Here is an 18,041-nt window from a genome sequence, read left to right on the forward strand (position 1 = left end):
CCCCAAACTCAGTTGGGGCTTTTTAGATATAACGTGGTGTTACGCGGCGTTTTGCCCGCCGTCAACAGCTTTTAACGTTTGCGACGCTGGCAGCAATTCCATGTCGAACGTATATTCGTCAACGCGAACGGCCAGTTTACGTTTTTCGTTGTAATCGTGAAGTTGCGCTGCTTCTTGCGCGTTCACAACACCTTTCTCTTGAAGCTTATTAAGGGCATGTTCAAAAGAGATGAAAGGTACAACAGGCTCTTTGCGCAGCGCTTTTTGCACTTTGCCAAGTAGGTGCGCTACCGCGTGCTTCGCTTTAAACGCTTGTTCGTTAATGTCGTTACCATCACCTGGGCTAACGCGAACTAAGTGAGTAAGTTGCGCTTTCACACTGTTGTCTTGCATAGATGCCATAGACAATTCACGAACTAGGTCATCACTAATACCTGCAACACTGTTTGAGTAGGTGTTGGTCAGTAAGCGCATTAGGCCGCGAGTCGGCGTGTTCGGGAAATTGTTGATGAAGTTAACAATTGCCTGATCCGCTTGTTGTAATGACCACTGCATGGCGTATTCGAAATACGGTAGTGCAAGTTTACGATCTTCAATGCGCTGCTCGTAAAAACGAATCGCTGCCATTGCACCGTAAAGGTAACTCATTACATCACCCAGACGGGCTGAAAGTAATTCTGCCTTCTTAAGGTCACCGCCAAGTACGGCAAGTGATAAGTCAGCAAGTGGTGCTAATTTAGCTGAAATGCTATTTACACGCTTTTCGTACTTACGTACTTCAGGCAATGCGGACTCTGAACCGCGTAGGAAAGGTAGGTAACCTTTACCAAAACTACGGAATGCATTCTTAACACTAAAGCCAACCGTTTTACGTAGTACCTTATTGAATTCTTTATCAGCAGAACTTTCGTTGCTGTGAATAAGGTCAACCATGTCTTTCAAGTAAGGGTGACAACGCATTGCACCTTGACCGAAAATCATGAGGTTACGAGTAAGGATGTTTGCACCTTCAACCGTAATGGCAATAGGAAGTGCTGCATATCCGCCTGCAAGGGTATTTTGCGGGCCACGTTGAATTGCTTTACCTGCTTGAATATCCATCGCCGAGTTCATTACATCACGGCCAAGTTCGGTCATGTGATACTTAGCAATAGCGGTAACAACCGATGGTTTAACGCCTAAGCCTAAGCCTTCTGTTGTTAAAACACGCATAGCTTCAAGTAAGAATGTCTTACCAGCAATGTCTGCCATCTTCTCTTGAATACCTTCGAAGCGACCAATCGGCACACCGAATTGTTCACGAACGAATGAATACTCAACTGTACCTTTAAACGCAGTCTGTGCCGTTGCAACGCCCATCGCTGGAAGTGAAATACCACGACCTGCACCAAGACAGCTTACTAGCATCTGCCAACCAAGACCGATGTTCTTTTGACCGCCAATGATAAAGTCCATTGGGATGAACACGTCTTGACCACGGGTTGTACCGTTGTAAAAACGTACGCCCATGGGGTCGTGACGGTTACCAAGCTCAACACCAGGGTGAGACTTAGGTAATAGGGCACAGGTGATACCCAGCTCTAATTTGTCGCCAAGAAGTTGCTCTGGATCGAATACTTTAAATGCTAAACCAAGTACCGTAGCAATTGGTGCTAGCGTGATATAACGCTTGTCCCAACTTACTCGCAGACCAAGTACTTCTTCACCGTTGTACTCGCCTTTCGTCACGATAGCGGCGTCAGGAATAGCACCAGCGTCTGAACCCGCTTCTGGGCTGGTTAATGCGAAACATGGAATGTCACGACCATCGGCAAGGCGCGGAAGCCAGTAATCTTGCTGTTCATTTGTGCCATAGTGCATTAGAAGCTCACCAGGGCCTAACGAGTTAGGTACCATTACAGTAACCGCAATAGCGCCACTCTTTGCTGCAATCGTGGCAACAATGGTTGAGTTCGCGTACGGGCTAAATTCTAGTCCACCAAATTTCTTTGGAATGATCATAGAGAAGAAACGGTTTTTGCCCAAGAAGTCTAAAACGTCTTGTGGAATGTGATCGCCGTTGTTTAACTCGAAGTCGTCGATCATGCCCAGTAATTCAGTGACTGGGCCATCCATAAAGGCTTGCTCTTCTGCACTCAGTTTTGCCTGAGGGATATCGCGAAGCGCCTGCATGTCAGGCTTACCCTGATAAATAGAAGATTCAATCCAGACATCACCAGCATCTAATGCTTCTTGTTCTGTGACTGAAATTGGGGGTAGTACTTTCTTTAAGCTAGTTCTGATACTCATATTAACTCATCCGCTCATCTGACCAGTTGTTGTAGGTTAATAGTACATTAGATTTCAAAAAGATCAAATTTTGTGAATAATGGCTATTTTTCAATTGCTTAAAATTATTTTTCACGAATATTTTTACGTTTAACTAACAAAAAAGCCCTTTTGTGTACAAAATTTAATCTCTGTGCTGGAGGGGAATTGGCAGAAAGTGACAAAGCGTGAGGCAAATATACGGGTGAAAGTCACTAGAATGAGTAATCCAAATGGGCCGCGTTTAGGTAATAATCATCACAGTCACAGAATAATGGACCAACAATGAAGAACGAACTTGATAGTAAATTTTTATTACAGGTGTTTGATAAAATTCGTCAACATGGTTCGAAGAATGATGAACACTACCAGTTGAATGGAATAACCGCTTATACAGATTTAGACGGTTACACGCTTTTCGTAGAAGATGCCAACGTTAAACTGCAATTTGGTTTTCATAATCAGTACCATTTCGATTATGACTCGAAAGCGCATTTTGAGGTTTTTGAAAAACGGCTCATGCAAATAGACAAGGAGTATTAGTAGGAAGTCGTGTAATTGGTGTATTAAAACTGAATAGCCCTTTTCGGTGAGAGAGAAATTACCTTACTCCTCTCATCAGACCTTTCTACTCTCATTCCCTCTGGTACAATGTCGCGCAAATCAGCAGTAAGGAATAAACACGTTGGCGGCGGCAATAAAAGCACCTTCATTTAAGATCTCCTATTTAGGCCCCAAATACTGGGGTGTATGGATAGGCGTTATGCTTCTTTATATTATTACCTGGCTCCCGTTACCTGTGATTCAATTTATAGGGGCAAGAATAGGCAAGTTAATTGCCCTCATTGTGCCAAAGCGCGCCAAAGTTGCCCGCCGTAACATTGAACTTTGGAACCCATCATTAACCGACCGCGAAATAGACGCATTGGTAAAAGAAAATATCAAACGCACCGGTATGGCGTTATTTGAAACCGCCATGGGATGGTGGTGGCCATCGTGGCGAGTCAGACGCGCTATCGAGATTGAAGGCTATGAACATGTTGAAGCTGCTTTGGAGAGAGGCAAGGGCGTGTTCGGTATGGCACTGCATAATATGAATTTGGAATTCGCTTGTCGTGGGATTGGCTATTTTCACCCGAGTATTGCCTTTTACCGTAAACACAATAACCCTTTAATGGATTACTTACAGTATCACGGCAGAAACCGCTCTAATAAATACATGATTCACAAGCGTAACGCCAAAGCCTTACTTGAAGCACTTGATGAAAAAGAACTGTGTTTATACCTTCCAGATCAAGACTACGGTCGTAAGCAGAGTATTTTTGTACCTTTTGGTGGGGTTAAAGAAACGGCGACCACCACGGCCACGTTAATGTTTATCCGTCGTTCAAATAGTGTGCCTATGATGATCACATCCCAATACACCAAGCGGGGTTATAAAATTAAAATATACCCCCCTCTAGAACACCTAGGCGACATGGATGACATTTCTGCGCTTACTGAATTAAATACCCATGTGGATAGCGCAGTAAAAGAGCAGCCTGAAAGCTATTTGTGGATGCATAAAAGGTTTAAAACGCGTCCTACGCCTGAATCGCCTTCTTTATATGACTGATGCCTAACAACGAGAAAGAGAGAGAAGAGATACTGCGACATTAGGATGAATTATGGTGAGGCCGTATTGAGAACTGACTTATACTGGTATAAGTTTAGTTTATCTTTTCTCTTTTATTTTATTAGGCTTACCTCTTACCAATGGCTCAAAAAAGTTACTCAAGCTCAATGTTTTGGGCGCGTCAGATTGCACTGGCTGTGGTGCTGGTTATCGTTGCTGGCGTAATGATTTATGTGCAACAACGTAAAGAAAATGCACCTTTACCGGAAGGGGAAACGAAAGACAAAACAGTATCCCAGGGTTTAAGTGACTTTTACCGTGAATATCGTATGTCCTCTACCGACCCGCTTAAAGAGGAGCAAGGGGATTTCGTGTTGGATATTGCCGGCGTTGATCCACAGCTCGACACAAAATTAGCACGCATGTCTAGCGAGGCTAAGCCTGTGGATGAAAAATGGACGGGGGAACATAAATTTAGAACCTTTAAAGAAGGGGTTACCTTAAGAGAAGCCATATCCTCTTATGCACAAGCTGAGGGAATGCAGCTTATTTGGAATTTAGAGCAGGACTTTGTCATAAAGTACCAATTTCAACTGGATAACACGGTAGCAGGTTCGCTAGCAAAGATAGCGAGTGCTATCGACAGCAGCTTCTCTGGTACAGTAACCGCCTATATTTGCCCTGAACAACGTTCTTTGGTGGTCTCCGCCAGGGAGACCCCATTTTTAATTGAAAACTGCCAAGTCGTTCAAGGTTAGGTTATTTGCATATTTCGCTAAAAATGCCAGTCCAGTAACCAGTAACCTGCTCCCGTAGCTTAGCGAGTTGATCCGTTTGATCTGCGTATTTGGTATCGGCTAGCGTTAAGTGGTGATATTGCTCGCGTAACGCAAGGTAAGCATCCTGAAGCATTTTCGCCTGCTTGTCGTCAATAACCCCATGTTGGGCGGCTTCATTGAGAATGCGTAGATTGTCAGTGTAGCGTGTTATACTGGGTATTGTACTGGCATTGGCTAATACCCAGTATTGGGTCATAAACTCAATGTCAGTTATGCCTCCCACACATTGTTTTAAATCTACCTTTTGCGCTTTTTCATTTAGAAGATGTTGACGCATTTTTGTACGCATTTTACACACATCGTCTCTTAACGCCGCTTTGTCCCGCGGTTGACCAAGAATTTCTGCTCTTACGTCAGCAAATTGGGTTAATAAGGTTTTATCGCCGCATACACCACGGGCTCTAACTAATGCCTGATGCTCCCAAGTCCATGCTTCTTCTTGTTGATAGCGTTTGAAACCGTCCAGATGGCAACAAAGCAAACCAGCGTTTCCAGAAGGACGAAGGCGCAGGTCGGTTTCATACAATTGTCCGAACAAGGTTTTCGTATTAAGTAGGTGCATGATGCGTTGAGCCAGCTTTATATAAAACTGTTGGGCTTCTATAGATTTAGCACCAGTGGTGGTGGCTTCTCTTGGCGCGTTATGTAGAAACACTAAATCCAAATCTGAACCATAACCTAATTCGTATCCGCCAAGCTTTCCATAGGCTACAACGGCAAAACCAGAATTGTCTGCGGTTAAGTGATTAGGTACGCCAAATCGTTCAGATATTTGATGCCATGCGGCGTGCACCACTTGTTCTAAAACTACTTCAGCCAACACGGTAAGCTTGTCACTTACATTGGCAATAGGCAGTGAGCCACTGATGTCACTTGCTGCAATTCGCAATTGCTGGCAAAGCTTAAACTGTCGCCAGGTATCCATCATGGCTTCTACATCATCAGGTTCTACTCTCAGCAAAGACTGTCTTAGCTCACTGATATAATCGTTTTTGCTTGCCACAATGTCGGTATCTTGCTGCTCAAGATACAAAGGCGTCAATAACTCATCTAATAGCAAAGGAAAGCGTTTTATTTCATTGGCAACCCACTCACTTCGTTCACACAAACGCACTAATTGTTTTAGCACATCTGGGTTTTCTAATAATAAATCCAAGTAGGTGGTACGGCCTGTTATTGCTGAAATTACGCCTAACACGCGTTTGAGTATGTAAGGCACACCTTGTGCGTTATGGGTGATAAGCACGTATAAAATTTCGGGAATCAGTTTGTTTAACGTATCTTCGCCCCGTTGCCCTAGCAAATAGCGGCGCTGATTTTGGTTAAAATCCAAGAGCAAGTGCTGCACCCTTGACGCATCTTCAGGTGGTAAATAAGAGGCAAAGGTTTGACAAAACTCATGCTCTACCATCTGTAATTGCCATGCGTCGCAGCAGGCAGAAAATAAGCTGTCTTGTGGGTCATGGGCATCTTGAGATTCTTCAATAAGCTCGTTAAAGTGCCCGTGAATTCTCGCCATAACTGCGTCAAGATGGGTTAAAAACTGCGCGTAGTTTGGAAAGCCCATCACCTCTATAAGGGCCTGTCTTTGGTCTTCGTCTTCTGGCAGGGTCTGGGTTTGTTGGTCACGGTATTGTTGTAAAGTATGTTCTACCTTGCGAAGAAACAGGTAGTCTTGCTTTAATGCTTCAACCACCTCATTTTCTACGATTTCATTCTCCTCAAGGGCCTTGAGTGTAGTAAGTAATGACTTACTTTGTAGAGAGGGTTCCCTTCCACCATGAATCAACTGAAAACTTTGGGCAAAAAACTCGACTTCGCGAATACCGCCGGCACCCAGTTTAATATTGTTGTTTAGCTTTCTGCGTCTGATTTCTGTGGCGATGAGTTTTTTCATGTTGCGCAGCGCATCAAGGGTGGTGAAATCGAGATAGCGGCGAAAGGTAAAGGGGGTCAAAATGGCCTGTAGTGCCGCTTCATATGAAGAGTCATCACTGTTAATAACCCTGGCCTTTACCATAGCAAAGCGCTCCCAATGGCGACCTTGTTCTTGGTAGTAGTCTTCCATGGCATCAAAATGCAACACTAGGGGCCCAGATTCGCCAAACGGACGTAAACGCATATCTACGCGATATACCTGACCATCAACGGTGACTTTGTTGAGTGCCTGAATCAACTTTTGGGCAAGTCGGGTGAAGAACTGTTGGTGCTCTAACGATTTTTTCCCGCCTTGCGTTTCCCCTTTTTCTGGGTAAGTGAAAATGAGGTCGATATCGGATGAAAAGTTAAGCTCGTGACCGCCTAACTTTCCCATGCCCAATATGTACATAGGCATAGGCCCATGAGAACCAACTGGTGTGCCATGCTTGCTGCATAGCGATGAATACAACCACGTATACCCCTGCTGGATAAGGGCGTTTGCTAACGACGATACTTGCAGCAGAGACGCATCAATACTCTGCCTGTTCAGCACGTCTGAAAACGTAATTGCTGCCATGTGAAATTGTCTGCAACGCCTTAATGCCTTAGCCAACTCATCTTCGGTTTTCGCTTGGCTAACGTACTTACTGACTTTTTGATGATAGTAGCTTTGCGGCATTGATGGCGCGGCAAAATCTAACAATTCCACTAGCCACTCGGGGTGTTTTGCGCACACGTCGGCAACAAATGGCGAGCGAGAAAATACCCGTTTAATGTCGGCTTCATTCGCTAAAATTCGATTTTTGTTCGGGGTGTGGGTGATTAACGTTTCCCAGTATTTTTCCACAAGTTGCGTTTGGTTCATGCTATTTGTGTTGTCTATTGGCATAATATTGGCATCAATAATATTAGTATTAACATAATTAATAATTACAGTTAGTAAGCTGAATTAGTCTGGCATACTTCGCAGCCGGCCTCCAGCCATAACGTGATGTGACCAGAAAAAGGAGATACCGCTTTGGACACGCTAGTAAAGCTCGTACCTTTGAATAGAGATTTGTGGGGATACCTTGCCATTGATGTGGGAATAGCACTTCTCCTTTTATTGGTGATGAAATGGCTGTCAGGCGCTATGCGTGATAATTCTGTGGCCGAAGAGCTTGGGGTAAAAGACAATTTTGCGTTTGGGATCAGTATTGCCGGCGGCTGGCTATCCCTTTGTATAGTGCTAAGTGCAGTGGTAGGGCGGCACATAGGGCAGGGCTATTGGCAGGCGGTTGAAGGTATGTTGCTGTTTGGCGGCGTGGGTATTTTGCTTGTGAAAATTGGCCGATTTGCTCATGACAAGCTGGTGCTAAATAGAGTAGATACCCACGCCATGATTGCGGATAGAAGTGTCAGTATTGCGTTAGTAGATGCAGCAAGCTTGGTGGCAAGTGCCATTGTATTGCACAACATTATGGTTTGGGTAGACGGCACAGATATGAATGCCATCATTGCCATAGTTACAGGGTTCCTTGTAGTCCTTACTATGTTGCTTGTAATGACAAGGATACTTGAGGTGCGCTACGCTAAAGACAACCAAAATGATTCTTTCCAAGGAGCATTAAGAAAAGGGCAATTAGCGCTGGCTATAGAACATTCGGGCAATCTTCTTGGTACCGCGATGATTGTTTCTGCGGCGAAGGACGTGCTTATTTATTACCCTTCTGCGTATGTGAGTAATGTAACCGGTTGGTTGATTGTCAGTGTCTCTTTAGCCATTGCGCTTCATTTGCTGGTGCTGTTTAGCAAAAAAGTTATTTTGTTTGGCATGAACTTTCGACAGGAGGTAGACCAGCAACACAATGTGGGGGTGGCTGCTTTAGGGTTTACCTTAAGTATTGGCACGGCCATGATCATTAATGGTGTATTAGGGGGGTAGCCGAGGTTGCTAGCTAAACCATGCACAACGGCTACCCATGAAATTGCTGCAATACGCAGTGACTATCGTGGAGTACCTTAGTGGTCACTATTTTACGCTTCTGTGCGCCACTCAGCTGTTTAACTTCATATTCTAACTGGGCTGCACGAGTTCTGCAGCCAATCTCAAAAAGCACTTTATACACAATGGGGGCTTTGCCTTTTAAGGCCTTTGCGCCGCCTGCTAATAAACCGTTATGTTGTTTAATTCTGCGCTGTGGGTTGGTGGTGATCCCCGTGTACAGGTGACCTAATCTATTTTCTACAATATAAAGATACCAAGTACCTGGCAGGTTATGGGTATTCCCGTTCTGGGCTGTTATACTCTCAGGCAATTTGAAACACATCGATAAAGTTGTCTGATTAATGATTTTACCAGATTTTAGTCAAGCCAAGGTGCTAATTGTGGGTGACCTAATGCTCGATCGCTATTGGAGTGGCGGTACGGGTCGCATTTCTCCAGAGGCTCCTGTGCCTGTGGTTAATGTTAGTGGGTCGGAAGACCGGCCGGGAGGCGCCGCCAATGTGGCGATTAACGTCGCCACATTAGGGGCGAAAGTTACCCTTTTAGGCATGTGTGGTCACGATGAAAACGCCCGTATCCTTAAAGAGAAACTCAGTTCTTTTGATATAAACTGCGAGTTTTTCGAGGTTCCAGAGCGCGATACCATTACTAAACTTAGGGTGATGAGTAGAAATCAGCAACTGTTACGCTTAGATTTTGAAAAGAGTTTTGCTGATGTTGATAAATCCGCGTTGCTCACTACCTTTAATCAAGCCCTAGACGATGTGGATATCGTTATTCTTTCCGACTATGCGAAAGGGTGTTTAAGTGACCCTCAATCACTGATTCGCGCAGCAAAACAAAAAGGTAAAAAAGTCATTGTCGATCCCAAAGGTAGCGACTTTGAAAAATATGCGAATGCAACCTTAATTACGCCAAACGTGGCCGAATTGTATGCAGTTGTCGGCGAGCAAGATAATGAACAATCGCTAGTGGCAAGTGCCCAATCATTAAAAGCTTCGTTATCTTTAGATGGCCTACTGCTTACCCGTTCTGAAGATGGCATGACGCTATTTGAAACCGGCGAAGATGAATTTCACTTACCGGCTAAAGCGAAGGAAGTGTACGACGTCACTGGCGCGGGTGATACTGTGGTGTCTACCCTAGCGGTAGCGCTAGCGAGCCGCTTACCCATGCAAGCAGCTTGCGTATTGGCAAACTTAGCTGCCAGTGTCGTGGTAGGGAAATTAGGCACATCTACTGTGACCAACACAGAATTGGCACTTGCTGTGGGTGAACAATCTGTTCATTTAGATGGTGGTGTGATGTCTGAAGAGCAGTTAGCGATAGCAATGCGCGCGTCTAAAAGTCGAGGTGAACGCATTGTGATGACCAACGGCTGCTTCGATATTTTGCACTCTGGGCACGTGAGTTATCTCGAAGAAGCCGCTCAACTAGGCGATAGACTCATCGTTGCGGTAAATACTGATCGTTCCGTTACCGAATTAAAAGGCCCCGGACGCCCGGTTAATAATGTGAATAGAAGAATGGCCGTGCTTGCAGGTTTGAGTGCGGTAGACTGGGTTGTACCTTTCGAAGAAGATACGCCGCAGCGCCTTATCGCCAGGCTTTTGCCGGACATCTTAGTTAAGGGCGGCGACTATAAAATTGAAGACATCGCCGGTGGAAAGGAAGTCATTGAAAACGGTGGTGAAGTCAAAGTGCTTACCTTTGAAGACGGCGTTTCAACCACAGGCATTATTGAACGTATCACTAAAAATAAGCTGTCCTAGTAACGAGTGGCTTAGGAAATTCCTAGGCCAACTGACCGTTCAATAGTGGGTTCACCTTCATCGTTTCAACATACGGAAATTTTCATGTACGAAAGCTTTTACGGACTATCAGCCAAGCCTTTTCAGTTAACGCCTGATCCCAGTTTTTTCTTTGCCAGTAAATGGCACCAAAGAGCGCTGGCCTATTTACAGTATGGCTTATCGCAAAAAGAAGGCTTTATTGTGATTACCGGTGATATTGGTACGGGCAAAACGACTATCGCAAATAGCCTGTTAGCGGATATTGAAGATGAAATTCATGCTGTTCAAATCGTCACCCCCAAATTATCTCCAGAAGAGTTAGTGAAAATAGTGGCGGCTAAATTTGGTCTTGCCACTGAAGGGCGTAATAAAGCGGAAGTTTTACAATCGCTTGAGGTGTATTTGCAAAACTTGCACGCTAAAAATAGCCGAGCCTTGTTAATTGTTGATGAAGCACAAAACCTTCCTCTTGAAACGATTGAAGAATTAAGGATGCTGTCTAACTTTCAAGAAAGCGGAAAGCCGTTGCTGCAAAGTTTTTTACTGGGGCAGAAAGAGCTTCAACCTATTTTACGGGCGTCTAACATGGAGCAGTTTAGGCAGCGTATTGTTGCTTCGTGCCACCTGAAACCGCTCACGCTAGAAGAAACCATTTCCTACATTAATTTTCGCCTCAATCAAGCGGGTTGGCGCGGACAAGCGCCCATTGATGAAGCGGCATTTTCACTGATACAAGGGTTTACCTTAGGTATCCCTCGAAAAATAAACACCTTTATGGATAGGGTGTTTTTGTACAGCTTTCTTGAAGAAGTGACTCAGATTTCAGCATCTATCGTTGAGGCCGTGATAGACGAAGTTCGTGAAGAAATGTTTGAGCCAGATGAGGTGAACGAGCAGGGTATGTCTGAAGATGAGCAAGTCCCTCTCGTTACACCTAAAGGGCACCGTGTGAAAGACAGTGAGTATTACAAAGGTATGCTAGTGGAGCTTATTGATGCGCTAGACGATGCGGTTCTGCATAAAGTGAAACTAACCCAGTACATGGATAAGTTATTGAAAAAGAAATACCAAACCTATGTTCGCCTTAAGGATTCGGATAAAGCGCCAGATAAAGGTGAGCAGGGAGAATAGTGACATAAGGGCTGCTACCTCAAAGCAGCTATGAGTATTATTGAGTGACAGAATGCACTTTATTCATACTCATAGGAGACAGAAAACGTAATACGCCTGTCAGTGTAATCATTTCCATATAAGCTAACCTGGCTTAAATTGCCAGAGGTGGTGAGGTAGCTCAAATTCAAGGAAGTGGTGAGGTGCTCGCCAAACGTGCGACTCAGTCCAAGCGTGCTGTTTATATTCTCACTCACTCCTGCCGTGGTGCTTGTGCCTCGTTCTTCAATATTCGCGTAGGTGATGCTTCCCGTTAGGCTGGTATAGCTGCCAATATCATAAGAAAAGTCAGTGCCCGCCGAATAGTTGCGTCTTAGCCTGTCCTCTTCTAGGTATTCACTTTCTGTATAACGCCACGTTAGGCCTAATGTTAGTCGTGAAAATTGATAACCTATCTGTGTATTGGCACTTTTATATATGATGACACTGTCGTCAAATTCTAAATTTTGGGATGTTAGCTCTACAAACTGCTCTCCTGCACCTAAATCGTAAGCTAAGCTACTGGGCTGAAAACAATCAGAAATACTCGTAGCGTCACTTGCACATACGAATACGCCTAAGCTTTCACTGTCGGTCAGTAGTCTGGACGTTGTGGTGACATCTTCATTGTAGGAAAAAGAAGAACGAAAATACTTGGTATTATAGGAAATTTGGGCGGCTGCGGATTCTCCGTAGAAGCGCCTATCGTATGAGCCTGCCACGCTGGTTCGGCTACTAAGCGCCCATGCGATATCAAGCCCTACATAAGTTTCATTCTCATCGGTGTCCGAATCACTTCTGTTGGCGGTGAGGGCAATGTAGCGCTCTGCAGATTGTCGATAGGTTATGCCAGCGCCATAGCTATTAAATTGTCGTGTTGCGCTGTCACTGTTGTCAGTACTATTGATTTGATTCGCTTCATGAAAGGCCGTCACACGAAGTGCCCAGTCACTAAATAACATAGCATCAGCGGTAAACTCGCCTTCGCGGGTAAAGAAGTCACCTGATGACGTGGTGCTTCGGCTGGTGTCCTGATAGCTTCCTGTAAGCGTCCAAAACAAGCGTCTGGCGCGGTCACCGTTAGCAAGCGTCCCCGTCAGGCTAGTACTGTCATTATCCAATCCGGTTGAATTTGTACTTGATTCCTCAGACTCTACAACAGAGTAAGCAGCTGAGCCAAGCGCAGTGATCCAATCGCCGTTGATGAACTGTAGCGTTCCCGACAGCGTGTTCGTGCGGGTTTTCGAAAGTCCTTCAGAATTCGTGACAAAATCAGTCAACAAATAACTGCTTGACGATGTATTTTGATAATTGAGTGCGCCATTAGCTTGCAGGAGTAAATATTCATCAAAAGGTTGCCACTGGGCTGTATAGCGATACTCAGCATAGGTGTCTTCTTCGCCGCTGGTATCACTTTCTCGTTCTAGGTGGGTGACGGTGCTCGACCAGTTCCCAGAAAACGTTCTTGATGAATAAGTGGCTATCAGGCTAGGGACTATACTTACTGTGGTAAGCGAAAGGTTACCGTCTGTTTCCGTTTGCACATCTTGATAAATAACTTCCGCTTCACTCTGCGCTGTTATTTTTAAGTCGGATTGTGCCAAGGTCGTCGTAGAAGATAATAGTCCAGCGAAGGTAATCGCTAGTTGACTGTATTTAATGCGATTACCTTTAACGGTGTTATTCACTTCTCTCGGCATAATAGTAGCCATAATAGCCGCTGTGGTCTGTATCATTGTGAACAGATTTATTTACTACAAAGCCGATGGCCATTTCAGGGTTCAGTCGTTCAACCGCAAGTTTAATGTCGGCTATTTTGGCTTTACCTTCTTCAACAACGACAACCGCTTGACCAGCAAAGTTAGCCAAAATGGCACTTTCGTTAATTCCAATCAAAGGTGGGGTATCAAAAATAACAATACGGTCAGGGTATCTGTTGGCGAATTCATCTACGGTCTCATGCATCTTGTAGCTGGCAAGCATTTCAGTAGACAGGTGATGGGATTTACCCGCAGGAATAAGCTTTAGTTTATCGACATTGGTGTGATATAGCACATCGGAAATATCTTCTACGTCACCCGTCAGGTATTCCATTAACCCTTTTCTAGGTTTGAGTTCTAGCGTACGAAGTACATTTGGCTTTAGTACATCCGCATCAATCAATAGCACGGTTTTGTCTTGCTCAGACGCAATACTTAATGCAAGGTTTGTGGCCGTAAAGGTTTTACCTTCTGAAGGACGACTGCTGGTAACCATAATAATGTTAGGGTTTTTCAGCGTTTTCGAGAGTGGACCAAACGCATTCGCTAACAGCTTTCGTTTAATTTCTCGGTACTCTTCGTTAATTTGTTTCCGCTCGCCGCCTAATGTGACGTGGCCATTTTCCGCAAGGCGCTCAAAGTCGATATGAAACGGCTTGGCAGCACGAGTTGGCGTTTTCTTTGTTGCAGGCGGCTCTTCGGACGGTGCCTGTTTCGCCTTAATGTTTCTCTCTTTGTGATTGTCGTCCATCTGTTGCGGTGCAGTATCAGGTGTTTCTACCTTTTCGCGAGTGTCCAAAGCGGCATTTTCATTGGGATCAGATTTGGATTGCGCTTTTTGTTTTTCAAGCGCTTTTTCAATGCTATTTTTCATTACAATAAACCTCCTAAGAGGTGGATGTTCAGTATTTCGGCTGCTGCTAGAACCGCATACATGGCGACGATGGAGCCTGATGACAATAAGAATATCAGTAAGCGATTTCTGTTTTTACGTTTTATTTCACTTAGGTCTAAATGCGTCACTGTTCCCCAAATAGGGTAGTCGGCTATCTGGAGTAGTTGTTTCGGCCTAATTAAAATCGGGTTTAACTGACTGACTAAGAATGCCACACCGATACCAGAACCAAAGCCAATAATTAATACAGCAGTATAAAGTATTAACCGATTTGGGCCAGAAGGTCGCTTGGGCACTAAAGGCGGCTCTATAATTCTAAACTGTAATTCTTCAGAGGAAACTTCTGCGCGTCGAGAAAGATCCGCTGCTTCTTTGCGCGATAGCAACTCTTCATATTTACCTTTAGTAATTGAATAGTCTCGATTCAGCGCGGTATTTTCAGCCTCAATTTGCGGAATAAGGTCCACCTTGGATTCTAAGCGAGCAATCTTGGCTTTAACGTCAGTTTCTTTCACTTCTAACGCCGCTAAATTACTTTGGTATCGGCTGACTTCTAACTTAATTTCTCTGTTTAAATCGTTCAATGGTTGCGTACCATCTTCATCGCTTTCATTGAGAAATGCATCAATCTCTTTGGTACGTGCTGCTTCTAAACTTTCGAGTAACGCTTTGGTTTCAATGACATCCGGGTGTTTATCCGTAAAGCGCAATTTTAGGGTGTCAAGCTGCTCTTCTAAGCCTCTGATTCTATCGTCATAGCGCGTACGCAGCACAGGTTCATCCGCGTTAGTGACCCCAAAGCTGTCAGAGGATTTCTTTTGCGCCATTTGCGATTTTAAGGAATCGACTTGTTGCTTAGTTTGTTTTATTTGCAGCTGTGTGTCTTCTAACTCTCCCTGCAGCCGTTGGAGTTGTGCGTAGTAGGTTCCCGATAACGGCAAAATATCATTATATTGGCGCTTAAAGTCAGCAACTCTTTGTTCCGCTTCCGATAATCGAGATTCGTATTCAGCGATTTGCTCTTCAAGAAACTTTCCCGCGGTATCGGTATCGCGCCTGTTGTTGCCTAGTGCACCTTCAACAAACAAATCTAAGGTTTCTTTAACCACCTTTTGTGCCACGATGGCATCTTTGTTTTCATACGAAATATTGTAAATGTTATCGCGCCCAGTGGAACTCAATCTAATACTATTCACCAATTCGCTTACAATGCCCTCAAACTGCGCCTCGGTTTGCGCTGCAATGTCTAAGTCACTTTCACGGGCGATAATCTCAACATTACTTCTACTCAGCAGTGTTTTAGCCATCATCTGAATTTCTTGGTCAGGGTTTGTTTGTATGGCTAACCCTCTCAATAAGGGCTGCAATACCGAGCGAGTGTCTACAAATACCTGTGCTCTTGACGCATACTGGTCGGGCAAAGTGGCAACGTAAATAAAACCAATAGGGCAAATGAGCCATGAAAATAACATGACGTAACGCTTCTTTATCCAAATACCTTTAACGTAATCGAGTATTTGTACAAGCGTTTGCTGTAAATCCTGCATTATTTAATTCTTTTCCATAAATACGTTAGATTAGAACCAGGCTTCTGGAATAATCACGATATCGCCAGGCAACATATCCACATTTTCTGCAATGTCGCCGTCGCGTATTAAATCATCTATGTTAACTTCGTATGTCGTTTGTTTACCATCTACCACGCGCACTAATTTAGCATTGTTACCATCAGCGAACTCGGTAAGCCCACCGACTGCAATCATCAAATCGAGTAACGTCATATGTTCAGTATAATTCACTGCGCTCGGGTTGGTAGCTTCACCTATCACTCTGACCTGTTCGCTTAGAGGGCCGGTAAAGTTATTGACACTTACGGTGACACGGGGATTATTGATGTAAGTTGAAAGCTGTTCTTCTATTTGACGGGCAAGATCGGTGGGGGTTTTGCCTGCTACATCAATATCTTCAACTAATGATGTGGTCACCTTACCATCAGGGCGAACAATAAATTGGCCTGAAATTTCAGGGTTTCGCCAAACAAAAATAGTGAGTGAATCACCAGGACCAATCAAGTACTGATACTCATTCACATTGGTTGTCATAGAAGGGCGAGTGGTTGCCTGTGGCAAAGTAGAGGTGTTACTGCATCCTGATAAAAGTATAACGATTATACTAATGTATAGATGAACCGGTTTTTTAAAACGGAACATAAAAATAGAGGCCTATACTCAAGTGGTTAGTTAAAGGTTTCTTGATTTACCCTACGGCAAATAGCACTATAATGCCAACATCAATTCTAGTCTATTAGAATAATTCCGATTATGATGGAATTCATGCTGCAGTTTTTAGGGGGCCAGGGGTGGCATTAAACAAGCGCAATCAAAGTAAACGCTCGAATATATTAGTTTTCACTGAAGCGTTACTCATCGCTTATATGGGTTACATTTCACATTTTATTTTAACGCAAGTTGGGCTTTCGGCTCAGGTTTCAGTAGAAAAGTTAATGATTAATGTGGCTATGCTGACCGTTAGCATTCTTATTTGCTCATTATCTGTAGGGCTATATGAAGCCAAATTACGAGAAACTTTCAGGGGTATCATAAGAAGAATATTTGTTAGTGCTGGTCTTAGCTACTTTTTGGTCGAGATTTTAAGTCGTGCTTTCTTTGACAAACTGGTCATGGATTCATACTTCTTACCTGCTGCTGTAGGGTCGATTATTATCACCCTTGTGATCTTTAGATACTTTACACATCGCTTGGGATTACTGGGTTTAGGCAAAGTAAGAATTGTTGTGCTTGGAGCCGGAGAACGTGCGTCTATTATTGAAAAGCGTATGCGTCGAGATGTGGACAGAATTGGTTTCGAGCTTGTGGGATTCATCCCCATTCCTGGTGATAACCGTGAAGATGGTATACGCAAAGAAAAGATAATCCATGCCAAAGTCGATGAAAGCTTTTTACGGTTTATTCTTGAAAACGACATTGAAGAAATTGTTATTGCTTGCGATCAGCGTCGCGGCACCTTGCCCGTTGAAGTGTTATTTGACTGTCGTCTTAGAGGTATAGAAGTCACTGAATTGCTTGACTTTATGGAACGGGAAACAGGCCAAATAGTCGTAAACTTAATGTATCCAAGCTGGGTTATTTACTCAAATGGTTTTCAAAGTCAGAACTACCTGAGAGATGCATTAGACTATACCTTGAATGTCGTTTTGGCATTTTTGATTTTGTTATTTGTGTGGCCATTCATGCTGTTTACGGCTCTCTTTATATACTTAGATGATGGGTGGCGTACAGGCACCTCGGTGTTTTACAAGCAAGAGCGCGTAGGGTTGAATGGGCAACTGTTTAAAATTATCAAGTTCAGGAGTATGCGTCCCGACGCTGAGAAAGATGGCGCTAAATGGGCGAGCAAGGATGATGATAGAGTCACGCGAATTGGCCATTTCATTCGAAAGTACCGTATCGATGAACTACCTCAGCTATTAAATATATTTAAAGGTGAGATGGCCTTTATTGGACCTCGTCCAGAACGTCCGCAGTTTGTTGAGCAGCTCGTGCGCGAAGTACCGTATTACAACCAAAGACACAATGTTAAACCGGGTTTAGCTGGGTGGGCGCAACTAAATTATCCCTACGGTGCTAGCGTAGAAGACTCTATGGAAAAACTGAAGTTTGACTTATATTACGTCAAGCACCAAAGCTTGTTGTTAGATATTTTAATTTTAATTCGTACTGTTGAAATTGTGCTTTTTGGAAAAGGGCGATAAAAGC

The 18,041-nt window shown here is 44.0% G+C and carries 14 protein-coding genes; 7 read left to right on the top strand and 7 right to left on the bottom strand.

The window, feature by feature from the left end; all coding sequences use genetic code 11:
• Positions 1 to 39 precede the first annotated feature (39 nt).
• A complete protein-coding gene (locus IUA53_RS05820) occupies positions 40 to 2,289 on the bottom strand; it encodes an acyl-CoA dehydrogenase (protein WP_196898695.1) in 2,250 nt (749 codons plus the stop codon).
• Between the two features lie 303 nt (positions 2,290 to 2,592).
• Here IUA53_RS05820 and IUA53_RS05825 point away from each other — a divergent pair, with 303 nt between their 5' ends.
• From IUA53_RS05825 to IUA53_RS05835, 3 genes are all read left to right on the top strand, one after another.
• Entirely contained in the window at positions 2,593 to 2,850 is a 258-nt protein-coding gene (locus tag IUA53_RS05825) for a DUF3081 domain-containing protein (RefSeq protein ID WP_044057673.1), read from the top strand.
• A 142-nt stretch (positions 2,851 to 2,992) separates the two neighbouring features.
• Entirely contained in the window at positions 2,993 to 3,922 is a 930-nt protein-coding gene (gene lpxL, locus IUA53_RS05830) for an LpxL/LpxP family Kdo(2)-lipid IV(A) lauroyl/palmitoleoyl acyltransferase (RefSeq protein ID WP_196898697.1), read from the top strand.
• 140 nt (positions 3,923 to 4,062) lie between these two features.
• Positions 4,063 to 4,680 (top strand): TcpQ domain-containing protein, encoded by a 618-nt coding sequence (locus IUA53_RS05835; RefSeq protein WP_196898699.1) that lies wholly within the window; start codon positions 4,063 to 4,065, stop codon positions 4,678 to 4,680.
• A gap of 1 nt (position 4,681) precedes the next feature.
• On the opposite strand, the gene glnE is transcribed toward IUA53_RS05835, so the two are convergent.
• Positions 4,682 to 7,570 carry a bifunctional [glutamate--ammonia ligase]-adenylyl-L-tyrosine phosphorylase/[glutamate--ammonia-ligase] adenylyltransferase gene (gene glnE / locus IUA53_RS05840; protein WP_196898701.1) on the bottom strand — a complete coding sequence of 963 codons (2,889 nt, stop codon included), beginning with the start codon at positions 7,568 to 7,570 and terminating at the stop codon, positions 4,682 to 4,684.
• A gap of 129 nt (positions 7,571 to 7,699) precedes the next feature.
• On the opposite strand from glnE, the gene IUA53_RS05845 reads away from it, so the two are divergent.
• A complete protein-coding gene (locus IUA53_RS05845) occupies positions 7,700 to 8,605 on the top strand; it encodes a DUF350 domain-containing protein (protein WP_044448123.1) in 906 nt (301 codons plus the stop codon).
• A gap of 31 nt (positions 8,606 to 8,636) precedes the next feature.
• On the opposite strand, the gene IUA53_RS05850 is transcribed toward IUA53_RS05845, so the two are convergent.
• The gene (locus IUA53_RS05850; RefSeq protein WP_044449664.1) at positions 8,637 to 8,978 is read right to left on the bottom strand and encodes a GIY-YIG nuclease family protein; all 342 of its coding nucleotides are present in this window, start codon (positions 8,976 to 8,978) and stop codon (positions 8,637 to 8,639) included.
• A 31-nt stretch (positions 8,979 to 9,009) separates the two neighbouring features.
• On the opposite strand from IUA53_RS05850, the gene hldE reads away from it, so the two are divergent.
• A complete protein-coding gene (hldE, locus tag IUA53_RS05855; RefSeq protein WP_196898703.1) occupies positions 9,010 to 10,440 on the top strand; it encodes a bifunctional D-glycero-beta-D-manno-heptose-7-phosphate kinase/D-glycero-beta-D-manno-heptose 1-phosphate adenylyltransferase HldE in 1,431 nt (476 codons plus the stop codon).
• An 84-nt stretch (positions 10,441 to 10,524) separates the two neighbouring features.
• Complete coding sequence (locus tag IUA53_RS05860; RefSeq protein ID WP_196898705.1) at positions 10,525 to 11,592, top strand: XrtA/PEP-CTERM system-associated ATPase; 1,068 nt, start codon at positions 10,525 to 10,527, stop codon at positions 11,590 to 11,592.
• A 59-nt stretch (positions 11,593 to 11,651) separates the two neighbouring features.
• Here IUA53_RS05860 and IUA53_RS05865 read toward each other — a convergent pair whose 3' ends face one another.
• From IUA53_RS05865 to IUA53_RS05880, 4 genes are read right to left on the bottom strand one after another with little or no spacing between them, the layout of a single operon-like run.
• Complete coding sequence (locus tag IUA53_RS05865; RefSeq protein ID WP_196898706.1) at positions 11,652 to 13,322, bottom strand: TIGR03016 family PEP-CTERM system-associated outer membrane protein; 1,671 nt, start codon at positions 13,320 to 13,322, stop codon at positions 11,652 to 11,654.
• Positions 13,291 to 14,244: an XrtA-associated tyrosine autokinase gene (locus IUA53_RS05870; RefSeq protein WP_196898708.1), complete on the bottom strand. Its 954-nt coding sequence runs from the start codon at positions 14,242 to 14,244 to the stop codon at positions 13,291 to 13,293. Before IUA53_RS05870 ends, IUA53_RS05865 begins: the two co-directional genes overlap by 32 nt.
• Complete coding sequence (locus IUA53_RS05875; RefSeq protein ID WP_196898710.1) at positions 14,244 to 15,812, bottom strand: XrtA system polysaccharide chain length determinant; 1,569 nt, start codon at positions 15,810 to 15,812, stop codon at positions 14,244 to 14,246. Before IUA53_RS05875 ends, IUA53_RS05870 begins: the two co-directional genes overlap by 1 nt.
• A gap of 30 nt (positions 15,813 to 15,842) precedes the next feature.
• Positions 15,843 to 16,475, bottom strand: a complete 633-nt coding sequence (locus IUA53_RS05880; protein ID WP_044448113.1) for an XrtA/PEP-CTERM system exopolysaccharide export protein — start codon at positions 16,473 to 16,475, stop codon at positions 15,843 to 15,845.
• A 149-nt stretch (positions 16,476 to 16,624) separates the two neighbouring features.
• Here IUA53_RS05880 and IUA53_RS05885 point away from each other — a divergent pair, with 149 nt between their 5' ends.
• Positions 16,625 to 18,037 carry a TIGR03013 family XrtA/PEP-CTERM system glycosyltransferase gene (locus IUA53_RS05885; protein ID WP_044057663.1) on the top strand — a complete coding sequence of 471 codons (1,413 nt, stop codon included), beginning with the start codon at positions 16,625 to 16,627 and terminating at the stop codon, positions 18,035 to 18,037.
• Positions 18,038 to 18,041: the final 4 nt, after the last annotated feature.

It is taken from the genome of Alteromonas sp. B31-7 (assembly GCF_015767655.1).
GTDB lineage: Bacteria > Pseudomonadota > Gammaproteobacteria > Enterobacterales > Alteromonadaceae > Alteromonas > Alteromonas australica.